This window comes from Chitinophaga chungangae (assembly GCF_017742215.1).
Lineage (GTDB): Bacteria > Bacteroidota > Bacteroidia > Chitinophagales > Chitinophagaceae > Chitinophaga > Chitinophaga chungangae.
The window spans coordinates 921,833-948,507 of the sequence record NZ_JAGHKP010000001.1; the positions used below are offsets into that span (position 1 = coordinate 921,833).

The window sequence follows — 26,675 nt, forward strand, 5'->3', positions numbered from 1 at the left end:
GTAATTCTATCAAACAGATGAACACGATCCCGGTTAAATCAAAGATCAGCGCGGAAAGCCTGTTTAAGATCAGCATGATGAAGACGGTCATAAAGCCCACGTCGCCCCATCGCCATGCGGATTATCATGAGTTCGTTTTCCTGGATGCGGGCTCGGGATTTCATGACATCAACGGCGTAAGTTTTGAAGTAACGCCGGCCGCCGCTTTTTATATAAGGCCCGGCCAAACGCACTGCTGGAACTTTTCAGCGCTGCCGAAAGGTTACGTGCTGCTGTTCAGGGAAGAGCTGCTGCTGAAAGAAGATCTCGGCATTTTATTTGATCTGCCAGCGCATATCCCGCTAAAAGAGCAGCCCGCGTTATTCCGTTTGTTGACAGACCTGCACGAGGAATACAAGGTTGCCGCGGCGGGGGATGCGGTGTACAGCGCGTATCTTCATTTACTGATCGCAAAACTTAAACAGCTGTCCCGCACGAAAAATAACGTGCTTACGTTCTCCGACGGAATTTTCCAGCAATACAAACGCCTGGTGAACGATAATTTCCCCGGCCACAGGCAATTGAAGTTTTATGTCGAAAAACTGAATACCACCACCGGAACCTTAAATGAGATCTGCAAAAGATCGGGCGGCAAAACGGCCTCGGCAGTAATCAACGAACGCGTGCTGCTGGAAGCCAAAATGCTGTTGTCCGCTACCGTCAGCCCGGTGAAGGAAATTGCGGCGGCGCTCAAATTCTCCGACGCGCCGCATTTCGTAAAATTCTTCAAGCTTTACACCAATCTTACCCCCGGGCAATACCGGGAAATGGCGCTTTCCAAAAAATAATTGTACAACTGTTGCCCTGAATATTACAATAGCGATATAAATTCTGGCGGGTATCTTTGCGATGATTTTAAATCATCCGGATGAACTTTAGATTGTTTATTGCTATTTTTTTCCTGGGAGTTTCCCAGGCGGCTTTTGGGCAAAAGGCGGCCGTTACAGGCGCAGTCGTTGATAAAAAAGACGGTCAGCCGCTGGAATACGCCAGCGTAGCCGTTTTCAAAACCGCCGATTCTTCGCTGGTTGCCGGCGCCGTAACCGATGCAAAAGGCGCTTTTACACTGGAAAAATTAAAACCGGGGAACTACCACCTGCGGGTGTTGTTCATGGGGTATGAAGCCGGGTACGTCAGCGGCATCAACTTAACGGAAGGGCAGCGGCTGAGCCTGGGCAAGGTTTCCCTCAGCCGGGGCAGCGCTTTGCTGAACCAGGTGAACGTTACCGGCGAACGCGCGGATGTGTCGAGCAGGATAGACAAACAAACATTCCGCGCGGGGCAGTTTGAATCCGCAAAAGGAGGCAACGCCATCGATGTGCTGAAAAACCTGCCTTCCGTTTCGATGGACGGGCAGGGCGGCATCACCGTCCGCGGTTCTTCGGGTTTCCTGGTGTTGATCAACGGGAAACCGGTGATTACGGATGCACAGACGGTCTTAAGCCAGCTCCCCGCCAATGCGGTGGAAAATATCGAGCTTATTACTTCGCCGTCCGCAAAATATGATCCCGACGGTAAAGGAGGCATCATCAATATCATTACCAAAAAAGGAGCAACAGACGGGCTGGCCGTCTCTGCCAACATCATGGCCGGTTTGCCCAGTACCACCGATCATGGCAATAAAGAAAACCCCAAACGTTTTGGCGGCGACCTGACCGTCAATTTTAAAAAGAATAAATGGGATGTTTCCATCAGCGGTAATTATACCAGGAACGACAACGCGGGCTACCGCGAAGGGGACGTTTATACAAAAAACTTCACTTCCGGCATTATTACCCGTTTCCCGTCGAACGGTGAAAGAAGTTTTGACAAATACAATTACGCAGGGCGCGCCTCCGCAACGTTTACACCGGATTCTAACAACACTTTCTCCGCAGGCTTTTTTATCGGTAAAAGGTACCAGGCCAGGCTGGCGGATATCCTTTATAACAATACGGCCTCAGACCTTAACACTGGCGAACTGATCAGCAGCACGATCTATTTTAACTCCAATCTCCAAACGAAAGAAGGCAACTTTTCCCTCGGTAACCTGGATTATACGCGCAGGTTCCGGAATCAATCCACCCTCACCGCTTCGGCATTGTTTGAAAGCGCGCGGCTTTACGGCAATACCTGTAACAGGAACCTCGGCTACCCGGATATGACGAAGGTGCTGCAGGAGGTCCGCAATCCCTACGAAAACCCGATCGACGGGTACCGGTTCAAACTGGATTATTCGGTCAATATCGGGAAAGGGAAACTGGAGAGCGGCTACCAGTTCAGGCACGACAGGCAGAACGGTAAATTCGATTACTTCGTAGATCCCGCCACTTCCCAGCCGGATGCGGAACGGTTCAGGGGATCGGCCAAAACACGCAACCAGGTCAATTCCGTGTATACCCAGTATTCCGGGCGGCAGCAAAAACTGGAATATGTAGCCGGTTTGCGGTATGAATACGCCGCAAGAACGGTGGAGCTTTCGTATGACCCGGAGCCTCACAAGCTGGACCTGTCCAACCTGTTCCCCTCCGTTAATTTGCTGTATAATATCAATGAAAAGTGGAAAACAAAAGCAGGGTACAGCAAAAGAATCCAACGTACAAATAATTTTGAGCTGAACCCTATACCGGAACGGGAACACTCCGAAACGCTGGAACAGGGCGATCCCGATCTGCTGCCTTCTTTTATCGACCTGGCGGAAGCAGGCCCGGTTTACAATTTTAAAAACGGGTCCGTTTTCGTGACTGCCTATTACCAGCACATCAAAAACCCGATCCAGCGGGTAAACAGCGTTTATGCCGATACGATCTTAAACCGCGTGTTCACCAATGCGGAAGCCGCGCGTACGTTCGGTCTTGAAGCGGGCACCAATCTTCAGCCGGCAAAATGGTGGAGCCTGTACCTGGGAGGCAATGTGTACAACTACAGGATCAAAGGCAACCTGGAGATCCTGGGCGTAAGCTCCACGGTCAACAATAAAAACTGGGTATATTCCCTGAATATGAATACCAGTTTCAAATTGGGAACCACCTGGAGCCTGCAGGCGAACGTCAATTATCTTTCCGCCAGGCCCACCGCGCAGGGTGAGGATTCCCGTTTCCTGGTGCCCAATACTTCCCTGAAAAGAACGTTTATGGATGGCCGTATGGCCGCCACCTTACAATGGCAGAACATGGACCTTGGCATGAAACAAACGCAGCGGCAGCGCATCACTACCAGCGGCCGGGATTTTTATACCACTACCAACTACATTTACGAAACGGACGTGTTCCTGCTTAATCTCAGTTTCAACCTGAACAAACCAGGCGGAAAATCCAGGCTGCCCAACAGCGAATTTGGGGATAAAGAATTTTAAACGGCTCCCGGGAGCTAAAAAAAGGAAGTATTTGCTTAACTTAAACGAAGCTGAACATACAGCGTCCTTTTTTCTCTGACCTGGGCCACATGAAATATTACCTGAAACGGACCATACCCCTCCTGGGCGCTTTGGCGTTCGTCCTGACATGCTGCACGCGGAAAGAAAACCCCTTCCGGATCGGGTTCGAATCCGAACGGCCGGCTACGCTGCCCCGCAACTGGACCGTTATCGACGAGCAGAACGATTATAAAATTTATTCAGACAGCCTGACCGCCCATAGCGGCAAAAGATCGTTGCTGCTGGAATGCAGGAACAACGCTTCGCAGCCGGCGCTCCGCTTTGGCAGGGGGTTCCTTCGTTTTCCCGTGGACTTTAAAGGTTCGCAGGTGACGCTGGCCGGGTACATCAAAACAGAGAACGTGAAGAACGGATTTGGCGGGTTACTGTTGTGGATGGAAGGGGAGAGGGAATGGTTTTTGGTGAAAAGCACGGCGTCTGAAAAGATAGGCGGCACCGGCGATTGGAAGCGGTATGAGATCAAACTTCCGCTGAAAAGCGGCGCGCGGGAAATTTACGCCGGGGCTTTCTCTACTGGTAGCGGGAAAGTTTGGGTCGACGATCTGGAATTACTGGTAGATGGGAAAGAGCCGGGCGCGGGAGGGCGCATCGATCTTCCGCCGGCGTTGAAGGACACGGCTTTTCAGCAGGGCTCCGGGGTGGTGATAGACAGTCTTTCGCCCCGCCTGCAGCACGACCTGGTGGTGTTGGGCAAAGTGTGGGGATTCCTGAAATATTATCATCCCGCCGTAGCTGCCGGGCAATATAACTGGGATTTTGAGTTGTTCCGCGTGTTGCCCGGGATCGTTGCGGCTGCGAACAAACAGGAGCGCAACGCAGTGCTGCTGAAATGGCTGAACGGCCTGAAACAGGTTGGCGCAAATAATAAACCCGCGATGAAAGCGCCCGCAGATGCGCGGCTGCTGCCGGAGCTTGACTGGCTGACCAACTACGAAGAGTTGGGAGAACCGCTATCTGCCGCACTGGAAGCCGTGCGGCGTTCGTCTGCGAATGAACGGCATTTTTATTTAGACTGGCATGTGGGGGGAGACGCTGCGTTCAATGAATCGCGTTACCGTTTTTTGGGTTTCCCCGACGATGGTTACCGGCTGCTGGCGTTGTACCGTTACTGGAATATCATTCAATATTATTATCCTTACCGGCACCTGATCGGTGAAAACTGGGAAGACGTGCTCAACCGGTTCATTCCCGCGTTTGTGCAGACCCCTTCGGCGGAAGCGTACCAGTTCACCGCTATGAAACTGATCGCTTCGATTCACGATTCGCATGCATTCCTGACTGAAAATACCGCCGGGGTTGATCGATTTATCGGCAATTATGTAGTACCGGCGGAAGTGCTTTTTGTGGAAGGCAAAGCTACCGTAGTAAGTGTTCCGAAAGACAAGGAAAACCAGCCGGGAGGCCTGTTGAGAGGCGATGTGATCCTGGCCGTAAACGGCCATGCCGTGCAGGAGATACAAGAGCGGCTGGGACCTTATATATCGGCGTCCAACGAGCCGCAGCGGCTGTTTGGGATAGCAAGCCGTTTACTGAAAGGAAACGATTCAACGTTTAACATCCGGATAATGCGTGACGGCAATGCGGTGGATGTAAAATTACTCAGCGGCGCCCGGCAGTTTGCATATCCCGCCTTCGACTACCGGCTGCACCCCGGCCCCTGGAAAGTATTGCCGGGCAATATCGGCTATATTTTCCCCGGAACGTTAAAAAGGGACGATATCCCGCAAATGATGAAAGAGTTGTGGTCAACAAAGGCGATCATCATCGATATCAGGTGTTACCCGATGGAAATGATCGGCGATGCATTATGCAGGTACTTTACGGACAAACGGGTGGAATTTGCAAAAGCGTATTACGCCAGCATGGAGCACCCGGGCCTGTTCGAGATGCGGCCTGCCTTTTCTGTAGGCGGCTATAACAAGTTGCCATATTTGGGCAAAGTAGTGGTGCTGGTAAACGAATTTACGGAGAGCAGGGCCGAATACCTGACCATGGCGCTGAAAGCGATGCCGAATGCCACGGTGATTGGCGGTGTCACCGCGGGAACAGACGGCGATGCATCTGAATTTTATCTTCCCGGCGGGCTGAAAACCAGGATCACAGGAGTGGGCTATTGCTGGCCGGACGGCTCTGAAACACAGCGCATCGGCATTATACCCGATATATTGGTAAAACGGACGTTGAAAGGCGTTCGCGCAGGAAAGGACGAGCAACTGGATGCCGCGTTGCTGTTCGCCGGGAAATGAATTTACTGACCTTTAATTTCCCCCGTTAAAAGCGTTATTTGTCTTTAAATATATTACCTATGCAAACGCTTCAATCCCTGAAATCCGAACTAGAACGACAATTTCCTGAAATGACGTTCCGGATCGGACAACGGGCCTTTGTTCAATGCATCATTGCAAAAAGCTCCCGGTTCAGCGGGGCGGATATTTTCCTTGAAAAAAACGGCATTACCATTGAACCGGGCATACCCGAAATGCGCACGCGCATCCTGGTCGGGTCGGGTGCCCTCCTTTTGAAGATCTTCAGCCGGAATTTTTCCGCTCCTGCCGTAAAGATCAAAGGATACCTGGAAGGAAAGTATGAAAACGTAAAATTCAGGAGCTAAAAAGCGCCCATTTTCACCCTGGTCGCAAATAACCCCACAATTGTCGTATACAGCCTCTGCCGGTTCGGTTTTTTCCCGCCATCTTTGTAATGCAAACAATCGGCAGTGGAGCAGCGACCACGATAAAAAACGGGCGGCACCGAAAAGCCAGATGAGTAGGGAACAAAATTGAATTTTATGTCAGGTACTGTTTCATTACACAGAATGTTGAAAGCGTCTCCTGAAAAGGTATACCGCGCATTTACCGAAGCCTCCGCCATCGCTTCCTGGCTTCCTCCTTACGGCTATCTCTGCACCGTTCATGAATTAACGGTTAAAAAAGGCGGCACTTATAAAATGTCGTTCCAAAACTTCACCACCGGCAACAGCCATTCCTTCGGCGGGGAATACGTGGAGATCAAACCGAACGAATTCCTGAAATACACCGATCAATTCGATGATCCGAACATGCCCGGCGTAATGACCACCTCCGTTTGGCTGACGAAAACCGTCGCAGGCACCGAATTAAAGATTGTGCAGGAAGGCATTCCCGATTTTATCCCCGAAGCCATGTGTTACCTTGGCTGGCAGGATTCGCTGGACAAACTGATAAGGCTGGTTGAGCCCGAAATTCCCGATGCATGATCCCAGGATAACCGGCATTTAAATAAAAAAAAGCGGGAAGAACGATCGTTCTTCCCGCTTTTTATTGCAGAACGGCCGCCTAAATCCTGCATTTTCAACGTTTTACACAATTCCTTTGCAGATTGGGCCCGGAATAACTGCCGTAAGCGGAATATTCGTAAATTAGGAGACCAGTGAAGATTGTTTTCCGGACCATACCCCAACCGGATTCCCCAAAGACATGAATATATACTTATGACCAAGATCGTCAACTCCAAAATATCCTTTCATGCTCTCAAATTTCTATTTTTTATGAGACAGATCTGCTTCACACTTATTTCGATATGTATCTTTTCCGCATGCCACAACCGCAGCAAGACCGAAGAAAAACAGGCTTCAGGTAAAGCCGCGCAGTCCATGGGTTGCGCCGTACCGCCCACGCACGACAAAGACTGGTATACCTCCGGGAAAAAAGCGCCGCTCTTTGAAGGCCTCGGCGGCATTGATTGTAAGATCACCACTTCCGTAAAAGAAGCCCAGGCGTATTTTAACCAGGGCATGATGTTGTCTTACGGATTTAACCATGCCGAAGCGGCCAGGTCTTTCTTCGAAGCAACGCGCCTGGATTCCTCCTGTGCCATGGCGTATTGGGGCTTTGCGTACGTGCTCGGCCCCAACTACAACGGCGGAATGGAAGAAGATAATTTCCAGCGCGCCTACGAAGCGGCCGTTAAAGCGCAGTCGCTTTCGAAAAACTGCACGCCCAAAGAAATTGCGCTGATCGGGGCATTGACCGCCCGCTACGCCAAAGAGCCGCCAGCCGACCGCAGCGCGCTCGACATCGCGTACGCCGCGGCGATGAAAAAAGTGTACGCGCAATATCCTTCCGACCCGGACGTGGGCGCTTTATATGCCGAAGCGATGATGGACCTTCACCCCTGGGACCTCTACGATAAAAAAACAAAAGCCCCCAAACCCTGGACGCCCGAGCTGATCGGGGTATTGGAGCATCTCATGAAGCTCCACCCGAAACATCCCGGGGCGCATCATTTTTATGTGCATGCATTGGAAGCTTCCGCCACGCCAGAAAAAGCGATAGCCAGCGCGGAATTGCTGTACACACTGGTGCCGGGCGCCGGCCATTTGGTACATATGCCTTCGCACATCTACATCAACACCGGCGATTATCATCTCGGCTCGCTTTCCAATATCCGCGCGGTGGAGGTAGACAGTGTGTATACCACCGCCTGTCATGCCCAGGGCGCTTATCCTTTGGCATATTTCCCGCACAACTATCATTTCCTCGCCGCAACGGCCACGCTGGAAGGCAATAGCGCGCTGGCCTGGAGCGCGGCGAAGAGACTGCAGCAGCACACTTCCGGAGAGATCATGCGCATGCCGGGCTGGGGCACCGTGCAACATTATTATACGATCCCCTGGTACGTCGCGGTGAAATTATCGATGTGGGATACGGTCATGGCGATACCGCCGCCGTCAAAAGACCTCGTATATCCCCGCGCCATCCGGCACTACGCGAGAGGCATGGCCTTTTTGGGGAAACATGATGCGGCCGGTGCAAAAAAGGAATTGGACAGCCTGAATCTATTGGCCACAGACACCGTTCTCAAAGACCTTACCATCTGGAATATCAATACCACTGCCGACCTGGTGCAGATCGCGTCGAAGGTGCTGTCTGCCGGCATCGCCTTGCAGGAAGGGCAGCCCGGCCAGTCCGTTTCGATGCTGAAAGAAGCCGTAGCCATGGAAGACGCGCTCAATTACAACGAGCCGCCGGATTGGTTTTTCTCGATCAGGCATCACCTGGGAGCGGTATTGCTCAAGGAAAAAAAATACAAAGAAGCGGAGGAAGTGTACCGAAAAGACCTGCAAACCTGGCGGAAGAACGGCTGGGCGCTGATTGGCTTGCAGCAGGCGCTGGCGATGCAAAACAAAAACGAGGAAGCGCGTATTACCCAAACTGCGTTCGACGAAGCGTGGAAATATGCGGATGTGAAAATTAATTCGTCTTCCAGCATTACCGAATAAAAACTTCGACACGCAACAACGCATAAGGCCCCGTCAAGGGGCTGCATCCTGATTGACATTACAGGGTTTTCCGGCGATCGCCGGGCGGCTTGCCATTCATACAAATGCGCCACCGGAAAGCGGCGCATTTGTAATTAATGTCAATTTCATTGAACTAAACATCGTATGGGATTAGATACCATAATTAACCTATGACTTGTGCTGAATTTGGTTGATATCAACAGCATTTGCGCAGCTGATTTGATGGCCCGAAAACAATTGCATTCTTTGCGAAGCGCCGGCAGACAAATTTTCTTTTTGGAGTAGTCAATTGTCTGCAAATATTTGTGCCTGCTTTTTGTCTCTACAATAGCTCTTGCCGGGAATGGACAAGATCGTCGGAAAACACGGTGAAAATTACCGGGTGACGTTTCCGGCGCTTTTTGTAAATTTATGCGGGTGCAGTTATGAGCTGCTGTCTCAGTTACTTTATGCGAGATACCAATGATATAGCCTTGTTAGCATTGTTGAAAGAAGGGGACGAAACTGCTTTTACGGAAATTTACAACCAGTATTGGGAGCCGCTGTATTTCATGGCACACAAGCGCCTGCAATCCGCGCAGGACGCGGAAGAAATCGTTCAGCAGGTATTTTTGACGCTCTGGCAGAAAAGAGCTTCCCTGGCGATACAATCGCTTCCTTTTTACCTCGCGGCAATGGTCCGGTACGCCGTTTACCGCCATTTTGCCAACCTGCAGCGAAAAAAAGAACAGGCCGATACCTTGCAGGGCGTTACGGCGGAACAATCGCCCGCATTCGACATCGATAACAAATTCCTGCTGGAAATACTGAATAAACTGGCCAACGAACTGCCCGACAAACATCGCATCGTGTTTCTGCAACACAAACTTTTAGACCGGCCCCTCGAAGAAGTGGCCGGCGAACTGGGCGTATCCGTGCGCACCGCCGAAGGATACGTGCTCCGCGTAATGCAGGTGATGCGCCAGCGGCGCGAATACCTTACCCTGGCCGTGATTTTTATGCTGACCAGGTAACCCGGATATTTTTTTCTCCTTTTTTGCGTGTGAATTGTTTTTACAATGCTCTATTATTACAAAGGGCATAGTTTCATCTTTAATTGCAATCAATGGATACAACGCAGATCAGCGTTTTGGCTAAAAAATACCTGGAGGGCACGGCCACTGCGGACGAGCAGAAAGTCCTGCACGACTGGTACGACCAGGTGAACGGAGGCGATACGGAAGTAGTGGTAAGCGGACGGGACAGTACGCTGGAAGGCGCTAAATCGCGGATGCTGCGCCAGTTGCAGGAAGAGATCTCACGGGATAAGAAAGCCCCGTTACGGGCGCTTCCCGGCCGCCGGAAATGGCTGTCGTGGGCCGCTGCCGCCGTTATACTGGCGGCGGTGGGCACTTACCTGCTGCGGCAACCGGAGAAACCGGGAAACACAACGGTCGTGTCGGTGCCGCCGGCGGGCAACAAAGCCACGCTTACCCTGGGCAACGGCGCCGTGGTAGACCTGAGCGCCGGTACAGACGGCGCTATCGCGGAGCAGGAAGGAGCTACGGTGAACAAACAACAGGCTTTACTGGTATACGACGCCGGTAATGGCGACGCTGGTTTCGTTATTAATAAACTGACCGTGCCGCGCGGCGGCAAATACCGGCTGATATTGGCGGACGGCACGAAAGTGTGGTTGAACGCCGCCAGCGAGCTGCAGTTCCCGACGGCGTTTCCCGGTACGGAAAGAGTGGTGGAGCTGAAAGGGGAAGGTTATTTTGAAGTGGCACAGAATGCGGCCAAGCCCTTTATCGTTAAAACCGAAGATATTCGCGTGGAAGTACTCGGCACGCATTTTAACGTAAAGGCTTATGCAGACGAGCCCGCCACCAATACCGCCCTGCTGGAAGGAAGCGTGCGGATCGTAACGGCGGGCGGGCAAAGCAGCCTGCTGAAACCGGGAGACCTGGCGAAAGTAACCGCCGGCAACCATATCGATGTAGCGCGCGACCCTGACCCGGGGCAGGCCGTTGCCTGGAAAGACGGGCTTTTTGCGTTCAGGAATACGGAAATGACCGTTATACTCCGGGAGATCGGCCGTTGGTACGATGTGGACGTAAGTTATGAAGGGCCCGTCACGAGGCGGCGTTTTACGGGGAAAGTTTCCCGCAGCTACAGCCTCGCCGAAACCCTTTCGATCCTCGAAGCCAGCGATCTGCATTTCAGGCAGGAAGGGAAAAAGATCATCGTTTTACCATAAAAAACCAAAATACACAGGATAGAAAGACCAAAATCGTACACCAGCTTCTGATAGAATTTAATTAAATCATTAACCAACCGTTTTATGATCTCAACTTCCTATTGCCCACAGCGGCAGGGCAGGTTATGCCTATCAACCAAATCCGGGCTGCGCCCGTTCACAAAAAGATTGATCACCGTGAAGCTGTCAGTTATCTTTTTTTTACTTGGAGCAATGCAGTTAAGCGCGGCCGTTTCCGCGCAAAAGATCTCCATTTCACAAAAAAATGCGCCGCTCGAAAAAATACTCGGCGAAATCGAGCGGCAGAGCGGTTACCAGGTCTGGTACGAGGAGGGTACTTTGCCCGCCGGCGAAGTGGTAAGCATCGCCCTGAACAATGTTTCGCTGGAGGAAGCTCTCGACGCCTGCCTGAATGGCCGCCATCTAAAATGGACGATCATCCGCAAAACGATCGTGCTTAAAAAAGAAGCGCAGCTTCCTTTTATTCCGCGCCCTCCGCAAAAGATCCGCGGCGTGGTGAAAGACGCCGCAACGGGCGCGGCTTTGCCGGGCGCTACCGTACAGCTCCGCGGTACGACCAAAGCGACGGTTACCAATGCCAGTGGCGAGTTCGAACTGGAAACGGATGCCCGCGAAGTAATGTTGGACATATCTTTTGTCGGCTACGAGCCGCAACGCGTAAAAGCCGCCGGCAGTCAGTCCATCACCATCCTGCTGTCTGTTTCCACTTCAAAGCTCGATGAGTTGATCATCACCGGTTATTCCGCCAAAAAAACGGGCGAGCTCACCGGCGCGGTGCAGAAGATCAGCGGCGATCAACTCAGGAAAGGCATTACCACGGCAGATCCCGTTTCGCTGCTGAAAGGCCGCGCTACCGGCCTGTACATTTCCGAACAGGGCGCGGGCGACCCCACCAGCCCCGGCGGACAGATATTCGTGCGCGGGCAGAGCAGCATCGTTGGCGTTGGCGTAGACCAGGCGAACGAATTCGTGATGCCCACACAGAACTACGGCCCGCTGCTCGTGCTGGACGGGGTGATCATGCCCAACCAGAACCTGAAGGAACTGATCAACCCGCAGGACATCGATAACCTCACCATCCTGAAAGACGCCGCAGCCACCGCCATTTACGGCTCCCGCGCCGCGGCCGGCGTGATTGTGGTCACTACCAAAAAAGGCGTGGCGGGCAAACCGCAGATCCTGGCCGAGATAAAATACGGGCTGAACAAACCCAACCGTGGCTCGCTGCGTTTCCTCTCCGGCCCGGAATTATATGAAGTGCAGAAACGTTATTTCACGGAAGATTACCGCGTCAACAACGGCAGCCTCGCGCCGCAATACCCCACGCTGCAGTCGTACCTGGACAATCGCCTGCCCGATATGGCCGACGTGCAGAACAGTTTCGACTGGGAGAAATACGCTTTCCTCAACAGCAACATGAAGCAGGTGAACCTTTCCGCCAGGGGCGGCACCGAAAACACGCGGTATTACATCGGCGGCACTTATTATGATGAACAGTCCACCGGCGTAAACAATAGCCTGAAACGCGGCACCTTCCGCATCAACCTCGAAACGCGGCTCACGAAAAGACTGACCACCAACATTTCGTTGAACGGCATTTTCGACAACGGCAACCGGGAAAATTCCAACAGCGGCGTTTTTCTCTACAATATGATTCCCTGGGTAAATCCGTACAATGCGGACGGCTCTCCGAAACCAGCGCTGGAATACAAGCTGAACGGCAGTATGCGGAAAGCCGAAAACCCCATCTTCGAAAACCTGTACAATTATGTTCATCCCAAAGCGCAGCGTTTCGCGGGCTCCATCAAAGCGGATTACCAGTTCACCGACTGGCTCAGTTTTTCCAGCACCAACTCCGCCAATCTCAACTATACCAAAGATGAGCGGTATGTAGACGCCAGGAGCTTTCAGGGTTCAGGAACCGCCACTTCCTCCAAAGGCTTCCTGGGCACCAATACCAACTATATCAACACTTTCCTCACCTCCAACCAGCTGAACTTCCGCAAAACGTTCGGCGAACATGCGCTGCGCGCTTTGGTGGCCACGGAATACGGCCGCACGAAAATGGAGAACATGCTGGTGAACGTAAACAATGTAAGGGCCGGTTATCCCGTGATCTCGCTGGGCAGGCTGGTGGGCGGCCGGTACGATTATTCCATCTACGGCATTCCAACCACCAAAACCAATAACATAGAAGGTGGCAAGGAAGACCGCGCGTCTTTTTCAGCTTTCGGCGAAGCCGGCTACACGTATAACGATAAATACAGCGTGAGCGCTTCGTTGAGAACGGATGCGTCCAGCAGTTTCGGGCGCGACAAACGGTACGGCACATTTTATTCCGTCGGCGGCGCATGGGTGGTCAGCAACGAACAGTTCGCCCAGAACCTGCACTTCCTGAGCAACCTGAAATTACGCACCAACTACGGCACCAGCGGTTCGCAGCTGGGAGACAACTTCCTTACCCGCACCCTGTACGACCCGCGGTATACTTACAACATGCAGGCCGGGGCCATTATTTCCGTACTGGCCAATCCCGAACTGAAATGGGAAGTCACCAAAACGTTCAGCGCGGGCGCTGACATCGGCCTGTTCAACCGGATCACCGCCAGCGTGGACTATTACAGCCGCCGCTCTGAAGACCTGCTGCAGAAAGTGACACTCGATGCCGTCAGCGGTTTCCCCACACAATGGCAGAACGTGGCCACCGTGCAGAACAGGGGATGGGAAGTGCTGATCAATTCAGACAATATCACCGGTAAAAATTTCCGGTGGAACACGTCCTTTAACATCAGCTTCAACAAAAACAAGATCCTCAGCGTAGCCAACGATTCCCTGCGGCAGGGTTTCTACAACGCCAACAGTTTTTACCTGTTCGCCGGCGACGATATCAATTCGCTGAAAGCCGTGAAGTATGCGGGAGTAGACCCTGAAACGGGCAAACCGCTCTTCGAAAAACTGATCTTCGACGACAAAGGACAGAAAACCGGCGTTGAATATGTGAATACGGTAGACGAAGTAGGCGCGGCCGCAGATCCGCGGCAGTTCCAGTACATCGGCAATTTTCAGCCGAAATTCTATGGAGGTTTGACGAATACTTTCAGCTACCGCAGTTTTTCGCTGGACGTGCTGATCACTTATGCATACGGTTACGTAATCACAGACGACCTGGCGCAGCAGAACCAGGGCTCGAACATCACGAGCTTCAACCAGATCGCATACCGCAAACACCAGAAACAATGGACCACGCCAGGGCAAACGGACGCCACGGAGCCGGAGCTGTACACGCATGCCAATACGGATTATTTTGGTTCCAGCAAATACATGCACGACGGCAGTCATGCCCGCCTGCGCAGCGTTCGCCTCGGGTACGAGCTGCCAAAAACGTTCCTGAAAAAACTGAGCCTCTCGCAGGCGAATGTGTACGTGAGCGGCGACAACCTGTACACGCTTTATTCCAAAGAGATCATTTCGACAGACCCGGAAGGCCCGTCCGTAGGGCAGGCGCAGGATTTCGGCGGCTCGGTCGGTTCCGGTATCGGCATTCCCCGCCGTTATGTGTTCGGCCTGCAGGTCGGGTTTTAATTTTTTCTGTCCCAAATCTTGAAAAAAATGAGAAACATCATCATATTCATATTCGCCAGCCTGCTGGTAACAGCGTGCAACAAACAAATAGACAGCGTGCGCCCGTTGACGAAGATCGACAAGGAAGGAGAGCTGTCTTCGCTCGCCGGTATCGAGGAAACCACCATCGGCAACTACGTTCTGCTGCAGGGCAGCGGGTTTAATTACTTCGATGTGCCCTTGCACGATTTTGCGGAAAGCCGCGGCAACAATGTTACGCTGCAAAACTGGGCGCCGGTAGGCAAAACCACCGATGCGTTCTTTTTCAGGAACAGCAGCAGCCCCACGCAAGGCAACAGCGCCGATCTTTATCGCGGCGCCTACCAGATCATCGTGAGCGTTAATACCACGCTGGAAGGCATTGCGGCCATGGAAAGCAGCGGTTATTCCACATTGACGGAAACCGAAAAGAACAGGTTCCGTTATGCGAAAGGAGAAAATCTTTTTATCCGCGCGCTCGTGTATTTTAACCTCGTGCGGGTATACGGAAAACCCTATTATCAATCGGCTGCGTCAAGCCCCGGCGTGATCGTGAAAACCAGCAGTGACATTAAAGACGTCCCGGAACGCGGCACCGTGAAAGAAGTGTACGACTTTATTCTCCGCGATCTCGATGCGGCGGCGCAGCTGATGAAAGCGCCCGTCGCTAAAACCAACGCATTTGCCGGCACAGCGGCCGCATGGTCGCTGATGTCCCGCGCATACCTGTACATGGGTGGCAGCGCCGCTGCGCCGGACGCGGCGGCCAACCAGCGCGCCATCGATTATGCAGACAGCGTGATCACACAGACCGGCGGGAAATACATCCTGCTGCAGGGCGGCGATTATAACAAGATGTTTGCGGACGACGAGCTGGGCAATATCGGCCGCGCCAACAGCGCTGCCAACAAAGAGATCATCTTTGCGTTCGACAATTCTTCCCGTGCCAGCACGCTCGGCCAGTTTTATCATTACGACGCCATTTACAACGTGGGCGCTACGTTCCTCCCTTCCGCCAACTTTAAAAGCCTGCTTGCGCCCGGCGACGCCAGGGCGGCTTTCCTCAAGCTGAACCCTAATTCAGGCTTCGTGGAAACCACCAAATTCCTGGTGCTGCCCGAGGCATGGCTCACCCGTGCGCCGTACATCTATTTCCGTTTGGCCGAACTGTATCTCAACAGGGCCGAAGCATATGCGAAGCTGGGCAATGTGGCGAAAGCAAAAGAGAACCTGAAAACGATCCACACCCGCGCGGGCCTGCCGGCGGCGGATGTAGACAACCTGGCAACGGCGGACGTGCTGCCCGCGGTATTGAAGGAAAGAAGGATTGAGCTGGCATTCGAAGGCCACAACAGCTTCGATTATTTCCGCAATGGCCTGCCCATGACGAGAACGGCGGCGGACAATAACGGCACGGCGTTCACCATCGAACCGACAGATCCGAAAGTAATACTCGATTTACCTAAAAACTGACAGAACCAGCCATGATCAAACAAACCATTCTCGCAACCATCGCCATCGCGCTGCTGTCTGCGCACGAGCCCGGCTCTTTCCGGATAACGGGAAAGATCAGCGGGCAGGTGGAAGGCAAAAAAGTATACCTGAAGTATGCGGACATTCCTTCCCGGACCATCCTGGACAGCGCCGTGATCCGCGACGGAAAGTTCACCTTCAGCGGCAACGCCGCCACGCCCCGGTTTTATTCCCTCGTATTTAAAAACGAGGAAGTAACGAACAGGGCGCTGCAGGACCGTGTGATCAACCTTTTCGCTACGAATAACGACAACATCGCCATTGCCGCGGAATACGACAGCCTGAAAAAAGAGATCGACCTGTATTCCGGCGGCGGCACGTCCCTGGCCGCCAGGGTAAGCGGTAGTGCGGGCAACGATCTTTTCCTGCAATATTACCGGCAGAAAAATGTTTTTGATGAAGAAACCGACAGTTATTTCGACGGGTACATCGCCTACCTGAACCCCGGGAAAGGAAAAGAGAAAGGCCCGCGCGAGATCGGCATGGACCTGTGCAGGAAGATGGACGCGGTGGAGAAAAAACGGAAAACATTCATGAATGATTTTGTGCTGAATAATAAACCTTCTGAAGTGCTGGCGTTCATAGCACTGCAGGCGGCGGAGCAGCGCAGCATCAATACCGGTGAGATAGACCGGCTAATGCGGCATTTTGAAGACGCGCCGGAAAAAGGCCCGCTCACAAAATATTTCCTCGAAAAAGCGGAATCGAACAAACAGGCGGCAATCGGCTCAACGGTGCTGGACTTCACCCTGCAGGATACTACCGGCGCGCAACACCGCCTGAAAGATTACATCGGCAAAGGAAAATATGTGCTGTTCGAATTCTGGGCATCCTGGTGCGGTCCCTGCCGGGCGGATATTCCGCATTTGCGGGAAGTATATGCGCTGTACAACAAAAAAGGTTTCGAGATCGTCAGTATTTCCATGGACGACGACAAGGAAAAATGGCTGAAAGCCATCAACGAAGAAAAGATGAAATGGACCCAGCTCTCCGATCTCAAAGCCTTCGACAGCGAGCTGGCCAAAGCCTACCGCATCCGCGGCATTCCTTCCTGCCTGCTGTTCGACCCGCAGGGCAAACTGGTGACCCGCAACATGCGCGGCTCCTGGATGGACGCTGCTTTGATAGACATGTACGGCGATATTTTTCCGAAACACTAAAACACAAACCGACCATCATGCATATAAAAACCATTTTCTTTTGCTTATCCGCCACCGCAATCTGTGCTTGCGGAACGGGAACGAAACGACAGGCCACGATCACGGCCGACATCACCGGCCTGAAAGATTCAGTGGTGTACCTTTCCGTACCGCTGGCCGATTCTTCAAAAACAGACACCATTCGCGTAAAAGACGGCAAGTTCACCTGGACGGGCGAAGCCGCGGAACCGGTAAAAGCTTACCTGATGTTCCCCACGCGGTACTTCGATTTTTTCCTGGAAAACAGTGATATTCACATCACCGGAAACGCCGATTCGCTGGACAGGCTGAAGGTGACGGGCTCTGCCAGTCATGATGAAAGCCTTGCCTACAAAGCTTCCATCAAACACATCACCGACCAGGAAGAGCAGCTGTACGGAAAATATCAGGAAGTGCAGAAAAACGATTCTGCGAAGGCCGCATGGGAGCAGCAGCTGGACGTGCTGCGCAAACAGCGGAGAACGGAAACGATGCATTACATCACCGGTCATCCCAAAAGCCCGGTAAGTCTTTCCCTGCTGTCAGACATGGCTATTATGGGCGAATACAAGCAGCTGGACAGCCTGTACAGCACGCTGGACGCGTCCATGCAGCAAACGGCAGCCGGCAGCCGTTTATCGTCGCGCATTGTAATATTAAAAAAGAGCGCCATCGGGGAACCGATGATAGACTTCACGCAGCCAGACGTAAACGGAAAGCCCGTAACGCTGAGCGACTTCAAAGGAAAGTACGTGCTGCTCGATTTCTGGGCCAGCTGGTGCGGCCCCTGCAGGGCGGAGAATCCCAACGTGCTGAAGGCATACAACGCTTACAAGGATAAAAACTTTACGGTAGTAGGCGTGTCGCTGGACGATAGCGGTGAAAAGTGGCGCAAGGCGATCGAAGAAGACGGGATGCCCTGGATACAGCTTTCTGACCTGAAAGGGCACCGCAACGAGGTAGCGAAACAATACGGCGTACAGGCCATTCCATCCACCTTTTTGCTCAGCCCCGAAGGCGTTATCATCGCGAAAAATCTCAGGGGCGAAGAGTTGCATCAAAAGCTGGCGGAGTTAATGAATTAATCTTTTATCCATTTATTTAATCATCAGTCATGAAACAAATTTCGCTGCTCGTCGCCGCATGTTTATGCCAGGCGGCCGTACAGGGGCAATCTTTCACGCTTACCGGCACGGTGGAAGGCCAGCGTTCGGGTTACGTCTATTTAACTTACCCCATCGGCGGGGACAGTTACCATACAGACAGCGTGCAGCTGAAGGACGGGAAATTTTCCTTCACCGGCAATATCAATGGCCCCGCCATGAGTAGCCTGACGCTGGAAAGGCCCGCCGCAATGTCGTACGACGCGGACATGGCTTCCCTTTTCCTTGAGCCAGCGGCCATGACGGCGACCCTGAAAAAAGGCAGCCTGAAAACCGCCGTACTGCACGGTTCCAAAGCGCAGGACGATATGGAATTGCTGAACACGGCCCGGAAACCGGTAATGGACGGTCTCGCCCCGCTGTCCGCCGAATACAACAAACGCAACATGGCGTACATCGCTGCGCGTAAAGCGGAAAAAGACAGCGCCTCGCTGGCCGCCATGCTGGACGGGCTGGAAGCGGTAAAAGACAAAATGGAGCCTTATTACGAAAAGATGAACGCCGTCGATAAGGACTTTATAGCCAAACATCCATCGTCGTACGCCACTGCATACCTGCTTCGTTTCCGCATTAGCAATATGTCTTTACAGGAGGCGGAAGCCGCTTACAACCGCATGTCGCCGGCCGTGCAGCAAAGCGGTTTCGGGAAGGAAATAAAAAAGGAGGTGGAAAGCCTGCGCAGCGGTTCCCCCGGCAGCGTGGCTTACATTTTCAGCAAAACGGACATCAACGGGCAGCCATTGAGCCTGGGCGATTTCAAAGGCCGGTACGTGCTGGTCGATTTCTGGGCCAGCTGGTGCGTGCCCTGCCGGAAAGGCAATCCCCATCTGAAACAGCTGTATGCGAAGTACAAGGGCAAAGGGCTGGAGATTATCGGTATTTCTGACGACGACAGCCGCCCCGAAGAATGGAAAAAAGCGGTGGCGCACGACGGCATTGGCATTTGGAAACATGTGCTCCGCGGGCTGGACATGGAGAAACGCCGGCGTAAAGAGCCCAACCCGGAAGACATCAGCGACCGGTATGGCATTCATTCTTTGCCTACCAAGATATTGATAGATCCGAAAGGCGTAATTGTAGGCCGTTATGGCGGCGGGGGAGAAAACGATGAGGCGATGGACCGGAAACTGGCGGAGGTATTCGGGAATTGATTTTTTTTTTTGGATAACCGGGAACGGGCTGCTCTAGAGGCGGCCCGTTTTTTTATGCACTGCCTGTACGATATGGGATGATAATCAATAATTGGATTTTTTTTAATTGTTTTGCATTCAATTCATTTTGGCCGATTATCAGACATATAACGACAATGCACTCCTTTTGCGGATCGCGGAAGGGGATGAGGCCGCTTTTTCCCTTCTGTTTAACAGGTATTACCAGGCGATGGTATCTTTCGTGCAGCGTTTTACCGAATCGGCGCCCGTGTCTGAAGAGATCGTGCAGGACGTGTTCCTCAAGATCTGGATGACCCGCGAAACACTGGCGGCGGTAACGCATTGCAAGGCATACCTCATGACCGTCGCGAAGAACCAGACGATCAACGCCCTGAAGAAACTTGCGCGGGAACAGGAAAAGGCCCGCGAAATACAGGAAGCGCCGCAGTTGCAACAGGAAACCGAAGACGATCCGCGTTTTCACGTGATAGACCGCGCCATCGACCAGCTGCCGCCGCAGCGGAAGACCGTTTACCTGATGGCCCGCCACGGGCGGCTGAGTTATGAGGAGATCGGGCGGCAGCTGAACATTTCGGCCAAGACCGTTAAAAAACATATGCAACTGGCCATCGCTTCCGTGACGGCTTTTATCAAGGCGAACGCCCGCCTGCTCCTGGCTTTTTTGTTTTGGCTGAAATTTTTTTCCGGGGCGTTACTCTTTTTCTAACCTTCTTTTTGTCTTATAAGTGATGGACAACGCGCAACAACGATTTCAGACGCTGCTCCGGCGGTATTTCGACAAAACCGCCACCCCGGAAGAACGGGAGGAATTTTTCGCGTTGGTCCGTACCGGGCAGTTCGATGCCGAGCTGTCTGCTTTTGTTTCCGGTGAATGGGAGACGTTTGACCTGTCTGCCGGAACTGCCGCCGCAGGCCAGGCTGCCGGTGTGCTGGAGCATATCCTGCGGGGCGGGCAAACGGAAGCACCTGTACGCCGAATCCCTGTACTGCGGCGTGTTTGGGTCCGTTACGCGGCGGCAGCCGCGCTTTTGTTGGGAGTGAGCGCTTATCTCTGGAAAACGCAGCGGCCCGTACAGCCGCCTGTGGCTGCGGGTGTGCGGCCTGAAGAAAACTTCGCTCCCGGCCACGAGGGGGCCGTACTGACATTGGCCGACCGTTCGGAAGTACTGCTGGACAGCGCGGGTAACGGGCTGATTGCCACCCAGCACGGCACGGAGGTAATGCTGCAGGACGGAACGCTTACTTACGAAGGCGCGCCAAACGAAGTGGCTTTTAATACCATGCGCACGCCCAGGGGCCGCCAGTTCCGGCTCACGCTGCCGGACGGCTCGAAGGTGTGGCTGAATGCCGCCAGCGCCATCACTTATCCGACCGCGTTCACCGGCGGCGAACGAAATGTGGAGATCGAAGGTGAAGCCTATTTCGAAGTATCCGGCGACGCGGCAAAACCGTTCCGCATCAAAACCGGCGAAGGGGCTGAAGTGGAGGTGCTTGGCACGCGTTTCAACATCAGCGCCTACCGCAACGACGAAGATATGAGAACGACGCTGGTGGAAGGGGCCGTGCGTGTTACCTCGCAGCAACGTTCCCGCGTGCTTGCGCCGGGCCAGCAGGCCATTGTAACGGCGCGGCAGCTGAAAGTGGAAGAACGTGCCGACATCACAAAAGCCCTGGCCTGGAAGAACGGGTTGTTCGATTTCTCCGGCATGCCGCTGCAAACGGTATTACGGCAGCTGGAACGCTGGTACGACATTGAAGTGGAATACCGGGGGGCGGTTAAAAACATAGAGTTTTACGGCAAGATCGACCGCAACGCCAGCCTGAACAGCATTCTTCGCGTACTGAAGGCCTCCGGCGCCGATTTCAGGCAGGAAGGCAGAAAGCTGATCATGCTGCCCTGATACCTTTTTGAATATGCATCATACACCACGTACATAACGCATACATAGACAAGCCGGCTTACGGCTGAATAAAAAAAGCCGCCGCGGCTGGAACCCGCGACGGCAGAAAAGTTCAGTTGAATCAACGGTTGCTCGACCATTTTAACAACCAAAACCAACGCAATTTATGCAAAAAAAAGCGTTTTGGTCTGGCCCTCCTATGCGCCGGACCCGCACCAAAATCCTGCTAGTGATGAGGCTGACCGCTTTGCTGGTCTTTACAGCAATTATCCAGAGCCACGCTACTGCCGTGGCACAATCCGTAACTATCTCGGGAAAAGACATGCCGCTGAAAACGATCTTTACGGAGATCGAAAAACAGACGGGCTACGTCGTCTTCAGCAGCAACGAAGTTTTCCTGAACGCACATCCGGTTACGGTCCGGATCAGCGCCATGCCGCTCGCCGATGCGCTCGGCGTGATCATGAAAGATCAGCCGATCTGGTATTTCCTCGACGCCAAAAGCATTTTCCTTTTTCCTGAAAATAAGCCCGCGCCCGTTGCCGTTCCGCAGGAAGAGCCCCGTGTGAAGGGGCTTGTGCGGGATACCCTCGGGCGCGTCCTGTACGGCGCCACCGTCGTTAACCAGCGCACGAAAAAATCCGTAATGACCGACGCCGGCGGCGCGTTCGAGATCGAAGCGAAAGCAGACGATGTGCTGGGTTTTTCCTTCATCGGGTTCGAATCGCAGCTGGTGAACGTACGTGGAAGGAACACGGTGATCGTTTTACTTTCAAATAAAAATTCCAGCCTCGACGAAACGGTGGTGATCGCCTACGGCACTACCACGCGCCGTTTCTCCACGGGCAACATCACTTCCATCAAAGCCGCGGAGATCGAAAAACAACCGGTCCAAAACCCGCTGCTGGCGCTGCAGGGAAGGGTGCCGGGGCTTTTCATCCAGCAACAAAGCGGTTATGAACACGGGCCGATACGTATCGAAGTAAGGGGAAGAAATTCCATCAACCCCAGGTTCTCCACCGATCCGCTGTTCATCATCGACGGCGTGCCGCTGACCGTGTTGAATCTGCCCGGTGCGAGGAATCCTGCAGAGGGAGAAACCCTCGTTTCCACCGGTCTCGACCAGGTGAGCATGTCGCCCGCCGGAGGACAGAATCCCCTGTACAACATGAACCCCTCGGATATCGAATCGATCGAAGTGCTGAAAGACGCGGATGCCACGGCGATTTACGGCAGCCGCGGCTCAAACGGGGTGATCCTGATCACCACCAAAAAAGGCGCGCCCGGCAAAACGCGCATCAAGGTGGATTATTCCCAGGGCGTACGTTTCGTGACCCGGAGATGGGATATGCTCAATACGCAGGAATACCTGGCCATGCGGCGCGAAGCGTTCGCCAATAAAGGGCTTACGCCAAGCCCCCTTCCGGGCACGGCTGCATATGCTGCCGACCTGTTCGCATGGGATACGACCCGTTATACCGACTGGCAGGATTATGCCTGGGGCCGCATGGGTACGTGGAACAAGGCGCAGGTGGACATTTCCGGCGGAACCGCCTCCACCAATTTCCGCATCGCGGGCGGGTATGGGCGTACATCCGACATTACGGCGAGAAGCGGCATCAACCAGAATGCTTCACTTTCATTCAGCCTTCAGCACCAGGGTTCGGACAAACGTTTCAAACTCCAGCTCACGGCCAATTACGGATATTCAGACATCAACGTCCGTGGAGTCGGCAGCGGGCCTAACACTTCCACGCTTCCCCCGCATGCTCCCGAAGCGTTCGACGAAGCGGGAAGGCTGAACTTCGTAGCATGGAAGGCCGGTGGAAAGACCAATCCGTTCGATGACCTTATTCAGCCATATAACAGCAGCACGAATTCGTTGCAAAGCGGCCTTCAGTTGAGCTACAATATCGCTCCGCGCCTGAATGCGATGGTAAACCTGGGATACAATCAAAATTTCAGCAACCAGACCCGGCTGACGCCCATTGCATCGATAGATACCACAGGCTCCACCAAGACCGGGACTGCCGCCTTTGCCAACACACGGGCCACGAACTTTCTCGTTGAGCCACAGCTGGACTATTCGTTAGACGTGGCGTCCGGTAAAGGACGGCTTTCAGTTCTGGCAGGCGGTACTTTTCAATCGAATAATACAAACGGCATACGGATTACCGGTACCGGCTATACGAACGATGCCCTTATAGGAAGTATTTCCAATGCCAACGGCATCGCTTCCTACGACCGTGCCGGTCAATACAAGTACGCGGGCGTGTTTGCACGTATTGGCTTCCGCTGGGCAGACCGCTATATGCTAAACCTCAACGCGCGCCGCGACGGCAGCAGCCGTTTCGGTCCGGGCAACCAGTTCGGCAACTTCGGCTCCATCGGTGCGGCATGGATACTGAGCGAAGAAGCGGCTATCAGGTCGCTGCTGCCGGAAGCGATCAGCTTTTTGAAACTGCGCGGCAGCTACGGCATCACAGGCAGCGACGCCGCGGGGGATTACCAGTTCGTTTCGCAGTGGGGCAATCTTGCCCCGAAACTTTTTCCCTACAATGGTATATCACCGCTTACGCCGCAGATCCAGCCGAATCCGTACCTGCAATGGGAAACCAACCGGAAAGCGGAAATAGCGCTGGAAATGGGATTTTTGAACGACAGGCTGAATATGGGCGTATCGTATTACCGGAACCAGTGCGGTAACCAGCTTGTCGATTATCCTACACCGCTTTATACGGGTTTCTCTTCCGTAACAGCCAACCTCCCGGCGGAAGTGCTCAACTACGGCTGGGAAGGAACAGTTGGAGGATATGTAGTGCATGGCAGGAAATTTTCCTGGCGCGCAGACTTCAATATCAGCGCCAACCGCAACAAGCTCCTTTCTTATCCCAATATCGAAGAGACGCCTTATTACGATCAATACATCATTGGCGAGCCGCTGAGCCTGAAATTTCTTTATCACCTGATCGGCGTAGATCCGGAGACGGGGAAATACATGTACGAAGATTACAATCATGACGGCAAGATCACAAAGACAGACGGTGTTCAGCCGGGCTCAGGCGAAGACGACCGTTATATCCGCGTCAATACAAGACCTAAATTCGGCGGAGGGCTGAACAACCAGATCACGTACAAGAACTGGATGTTCTCTTTTTTCTTCGAGTTCACAAAAAAAATGGCTACCAATTACCTGGGCGGCGTTCCCGGAACGAGTGCCAACATACCGAGATGGTTATACGAAAACCGCTGGCAATACCCGGGGCATATGGCCGCCGCACCTGCGCTGACCACTACAGGCGACCTCACCTATTCCAATTTCAACCTTTCCGATGCAAACTATACCGATGCGAGCTATATCCGGCTGCGGACCGTAGCCTTGTCTTGGTCGTTGCCCGAAAAGATCGCGAAGGCGGCAAAACTGACGCGCGCCGCGGTGAACCTGAATGCGCAGAACCTGTTCACTTTTACCAAATATCAGGGCCTCGACCCGGACGTTACAAACTTCGGAGGCATGCCACCGGTGCGGACAATAACAGCCGGACTCTCCTGCACTTTTTAATCTTTTCAAACACCTGGTATGAATCAACTTCGACCATTCACGATATTATGGCTCCTGCCCCTTGCAATATGCTGGCAGGGCTGCAAAAAACTGATCACGGTAGACCCTCCGGTGAGCATCATCGGCACGGAGGAGGTCTTTAAAACCAACGCGCAGGCGAATTCGGCATTGGCGGGCATATATGCCGAAATGACGGGCAATGTGGGCTCGATGACATTCAGCAACGGCGGTCTTTCCGTTTACGGAGGTTTGTCTGCCGACGAGCTCGTACCCCTCACGGGCACAAACAACGAGACGGAATACCAGATATTCTCCAATAAGCTCGACTATACGAACGGTATTCCCATGGGTATCATCTGGAAGCCGGCTTACAGATATATCTACAGCGCCAATTCGGTGATCGAGGGCATCGCCGCTTCCACTTCACCGCAACTGGAAGCAGCATACCGCGACGCATACACCGGCGAGGCGCTTTTCATCCGCGCGTTCTCTTATTTCTACCTGACGAATTATTTCGGCGATGTGCCTTTGGCGCTGTTTTCTGATTACAATCAGACGAGAACGATGAGAAAAACGCCGCAGGCGGAAGTATATGCGCAAATAGTGCGGGACCTGGAGGAAGCCATCAGGCTGTTGCCCGGCGATTCCAGGATCGGCGGCGGAGAGCGCGTGCGCGCCAATAAATGGGCAGCCACGGCGCTGCTGGCGCGTGTGCAATTGTTTCGCGGGGAATGGGAGGCCGCGGCCGGACATGCCGGCGCCGTTATCGGCGAAGGATCGTTCAACCTCACGGCTGACCCTGGCGGCGCATTCCTGAAAGCCAGCAGGGAAGCCATATGGCAGTTGAAGCCGCAGCTGGGCATTCTCCCGAATAACGGCACCTGGGATGGCCAGAACTTTCTGCCGGCGCAAAAGATCTCGGGGTACCCGCCTTCGCAGCTTGCAGAAATACTGGTACCTGAAATATTTATAGGTTTTTCCCCGATTATCGTTCCGCCGTACTACCTGACGCCGCAAGCCGCAGCCGTTTTTGAGCCGGGCGATAAAAGAAAATTAAAATGGATAGACAGCGTACCTACGCCCTCGATCGAACCATACAACAGCATCCCGCTTTTTTACCCGCGTAAATACACCGTAAAAAGGACCAGCGCCTCGGGGGCTATACCGGAATACAATATGATCCTGCGCCTCGCGGAACAATACCTCATCCGCGCAGAGGCGCGCGCGCAACTCAACGATCTTGCGGGTGCAACGGCAGATATCGATACGGTCCGCCACAGGGCAGGTCTCCAACCCACAACGGCAACCGGGAAAGCCGAATTGCTCGATGCTATCGCGCAGGAACGGCGGGCGGAACTGTTTACGGAATGGGGCCACCGCTGGCTGGACCTGAAACGCACCGGCCGCGCGCAGACCGTATTGGGAGCCATCAGCACCAAACAGCCCTGGGACAATAACCAGCTCCTTTATCCCATTCCGCCGGAGGAGATATCCGCCAACCCGAACCTGAAACAGAACCCGGGATACTGATACGCATATATGCAACCGGCCTCGCAACAGGGAACACCTTC

At 53.4% G+C, this 26,675-nt stretch carries 17 protein-coding genes; all 17 read left to right on the forward strand.

What is annotated here, in order from left to right; translation table 11 throughout:
* Window positions 1-17 precede the first annotated feature (17 nt).
* The 17 genes from J7I43_RS03945 to J7I43_RS04025 all read left to right on the forward strand — a co-directional run bounded on the left by J7I43_RS03945 (window position 18) and on the right by J7I43_RS04025 (window position 26,634).
* A complete protein-coding gene (locus J7I43_RS03945) occupies window positions 18-827 on the forward strand; it encodes an AraC family transcriptional regulator (RefSeq protein ID WP_209143463.1) in 810 nt (269 codons plus the stop codon).
* A gap of 80 nt (window positions 828-907) precedes the next feature.
* Complete coding sequence (locus tag J7I43_RS03950; protein ID WP_209143465.1) at window positions 908-3,373, forward strand: TonB-dependent receptor domain-containing protein; 2,466 nt, start codon at window positions 908-910, stop codon at window positions 3,371-3,373.
* A gap of 89 nt (window positions 3,374-3,462) precedes the next feature.
* Window positions 3,463-5,700, forward strand: coding sequence for a S41 family peptidase (locus J7I43_RS03955; RefSeq protein ID WP_209143467.1), 2,238 nt, complete (start codon window positions 3,463-3,465; stop codon window positions 5,698-5,700).
* A gap of 110 nt (window positions 5,701-5,810) precedes the next feature.
* The gene (locus J7I43_RS03960; protein WP_209143469.1) at window positions 5,811-6,065 is read left to right on the forward strand and encodes a hypothetical protein; all 255 of its coding nucleotides are present in this window, start codon (window positions 5,811-5,813) and stop codon (window positions 6,063-6,065) included.
* A gap of 204 nt (window positions 6,066-6,269) precedes the next feature.
* A complete protein-coding gene (locus J7I43_RS03965) occupies window positions 6,270-6,689 on the forward strand; it encodes an SRPBCC family protein (protein ID WP_209143471.1) in 420 nt (139 codons plus the stop codon).
* A gap of 291 nt (window positions 6,690-6,980) precedes the next feature.
* On the forward strand, window positions 6,981-8,714 hold the full coding sequence (locus J7I43_RS03970) for a tetratricopeptide repeat protein (protein ID WP_209143473.1): 1,734 nt from the start codon (window positions 6,981-6,983) through the stop codon (window positions 8,712-8,714).
* A 494-nt stretch (window positions 8,715-9,208) separates the two neighbouring features.
* Window positions 9,209-9,748 (forward strand): RNA polymerase sigma factor, encoded by a 540-nt coding sequence (locus J7I43_RS03975; protein WP_209143475.1) that lies wholly within the window; start codon window positions 9,209-9,211, stop codon window positions 9,746-9,748.
* Window positions 9,749-9,840: 92 nt separating this feature from the next.
* The gene (locus tag J7I43_RS03980; protein ID WP_209143477.1) at window positions 9,841-10,974 is read left to right on the forward strand and encodes a FecR family protein; all 1,134 of its coding nucleotides are present in this window, start codon (window positions 9,841-9,843) and stop codon (window positions 10,972-10,974) included.
* Between the two features lie 213 nt (window positions 10,975-11,187).
* Window positions 11,188-14,577, forward strand: coding sequence for a SusC/RagA family TonB-linked outer membrane protein (locus J7I43_RS03985; RefSeq protein ID WP_209143479.1), 3,390 nt, complete (start codon window positions 11,188-11,190; stop codon window positions 14,575-14,577).
* A gap of 27 nt (window positions 14,578-14,604) precedes the next feature.
* A complete protein-coding gene (locus J7I43_RS03990) occupies window positions 14,605-16,068 on the forward strand; it encodes a RagB/SusD family nutrient uptake outer membrane protein (RefSeq protein ID WP_209143481.1) in 1,464 nt (487 codons plus the stop codon).
* A gap of 11 nt (window positions 16,069-16,079) precedes the next feature.
* Window positions 16,080-17,288 (forward strand): TlpA disulfide reductase family protein, encoded by a 1,209-nt coding sequence (locus J7I43_RS03995; protein WP_209143483.1) that lies wholly within the window; start codon window positions 16,080-16,082, stop codon window positions 17,286-17,288.
* Between the two features lie 17 nt (window positions 17,289-17,305).
* On the forward strand, window positions 17,306-18,391 hold the full coding sequence (locus J7I43_RS04000; protein ID WP_209143485.1) for a TlpA disulfide reductase family protein: 1,086 nt from the start codon (window positions 17,306-17,308) through the stop codon (window positions 18,389-18,391).
* A gap of 29 nt (window positions 18,392-18,420) precedes the next feature.
* Window positions 18,421-19,620 carry an AhpC/TSA family protein gene (locus J7I43_RS04005; RefSeq protein ID WP_209143487.1) on the forward strand — a complete coding sequence of 400 codons (1,200 nt, stop codon included), beginning with the start codon at window positions 18,421-18,423 and terminating at the stop codon, window positions 19,618-19,620.
* Window positions 19,621-19,747: 127 nt separating this feature from the next.
* Window positions 19,748-20,347 (forward strand): RNA polymerase sigma-70 factor, encoded by a 600-nt coding sequence (locus J7I43_RS04010; protein WP_209143498.1) that lies wholly within the window; start codon window positions 19,748-19,750, stop codon window positions 20,345-20,347.
* A 22-nt stretch (window positions 20,348-20,369) separates the two neighbouring features.
* Window positions 20,370-21,542 carry a FecR family protein gene (locus tag J7I43_RS04015; protein WP_209143500.1) on the forward strand — a complete coding sequence of 391 codons (1,173 nt, stop codon included), beginning with the start codon at window positions 20,370-20,372 and terminating at the stop codon, window positions 21,540-21,542.
* A gap of 232 nt (window positions 21,543-21,774) precedes the next feature.
* Window positions 21,775-25,104, forward strand: a complete 3,330-nt coding sequence (locus J7I43_RS04020; protein ID WP_209143502.1) for a SusC/RagA family TonB-linked outer membrane protein — start codon at window positions 21,775-21,777, stop codon at window positions 25,102-25,104.
* An 18-nt stretch (window positions 25,105-25,122) separates the two neighbouring features.
* Complete coding sequence (locus tag J7I43_RS04025) at window positions 25,123-26,634, forward strand: RagB/SusD family nutrient uptake outer membrane protein (RefSeq protein ID WP_209143504.1); 1,512 nt, start codon at window positions 25,123-25,125, stop codon at window positions 26,632-26,634.
* Window positions 26,635-26,675 lie beyond the last annotated feature (41 nt).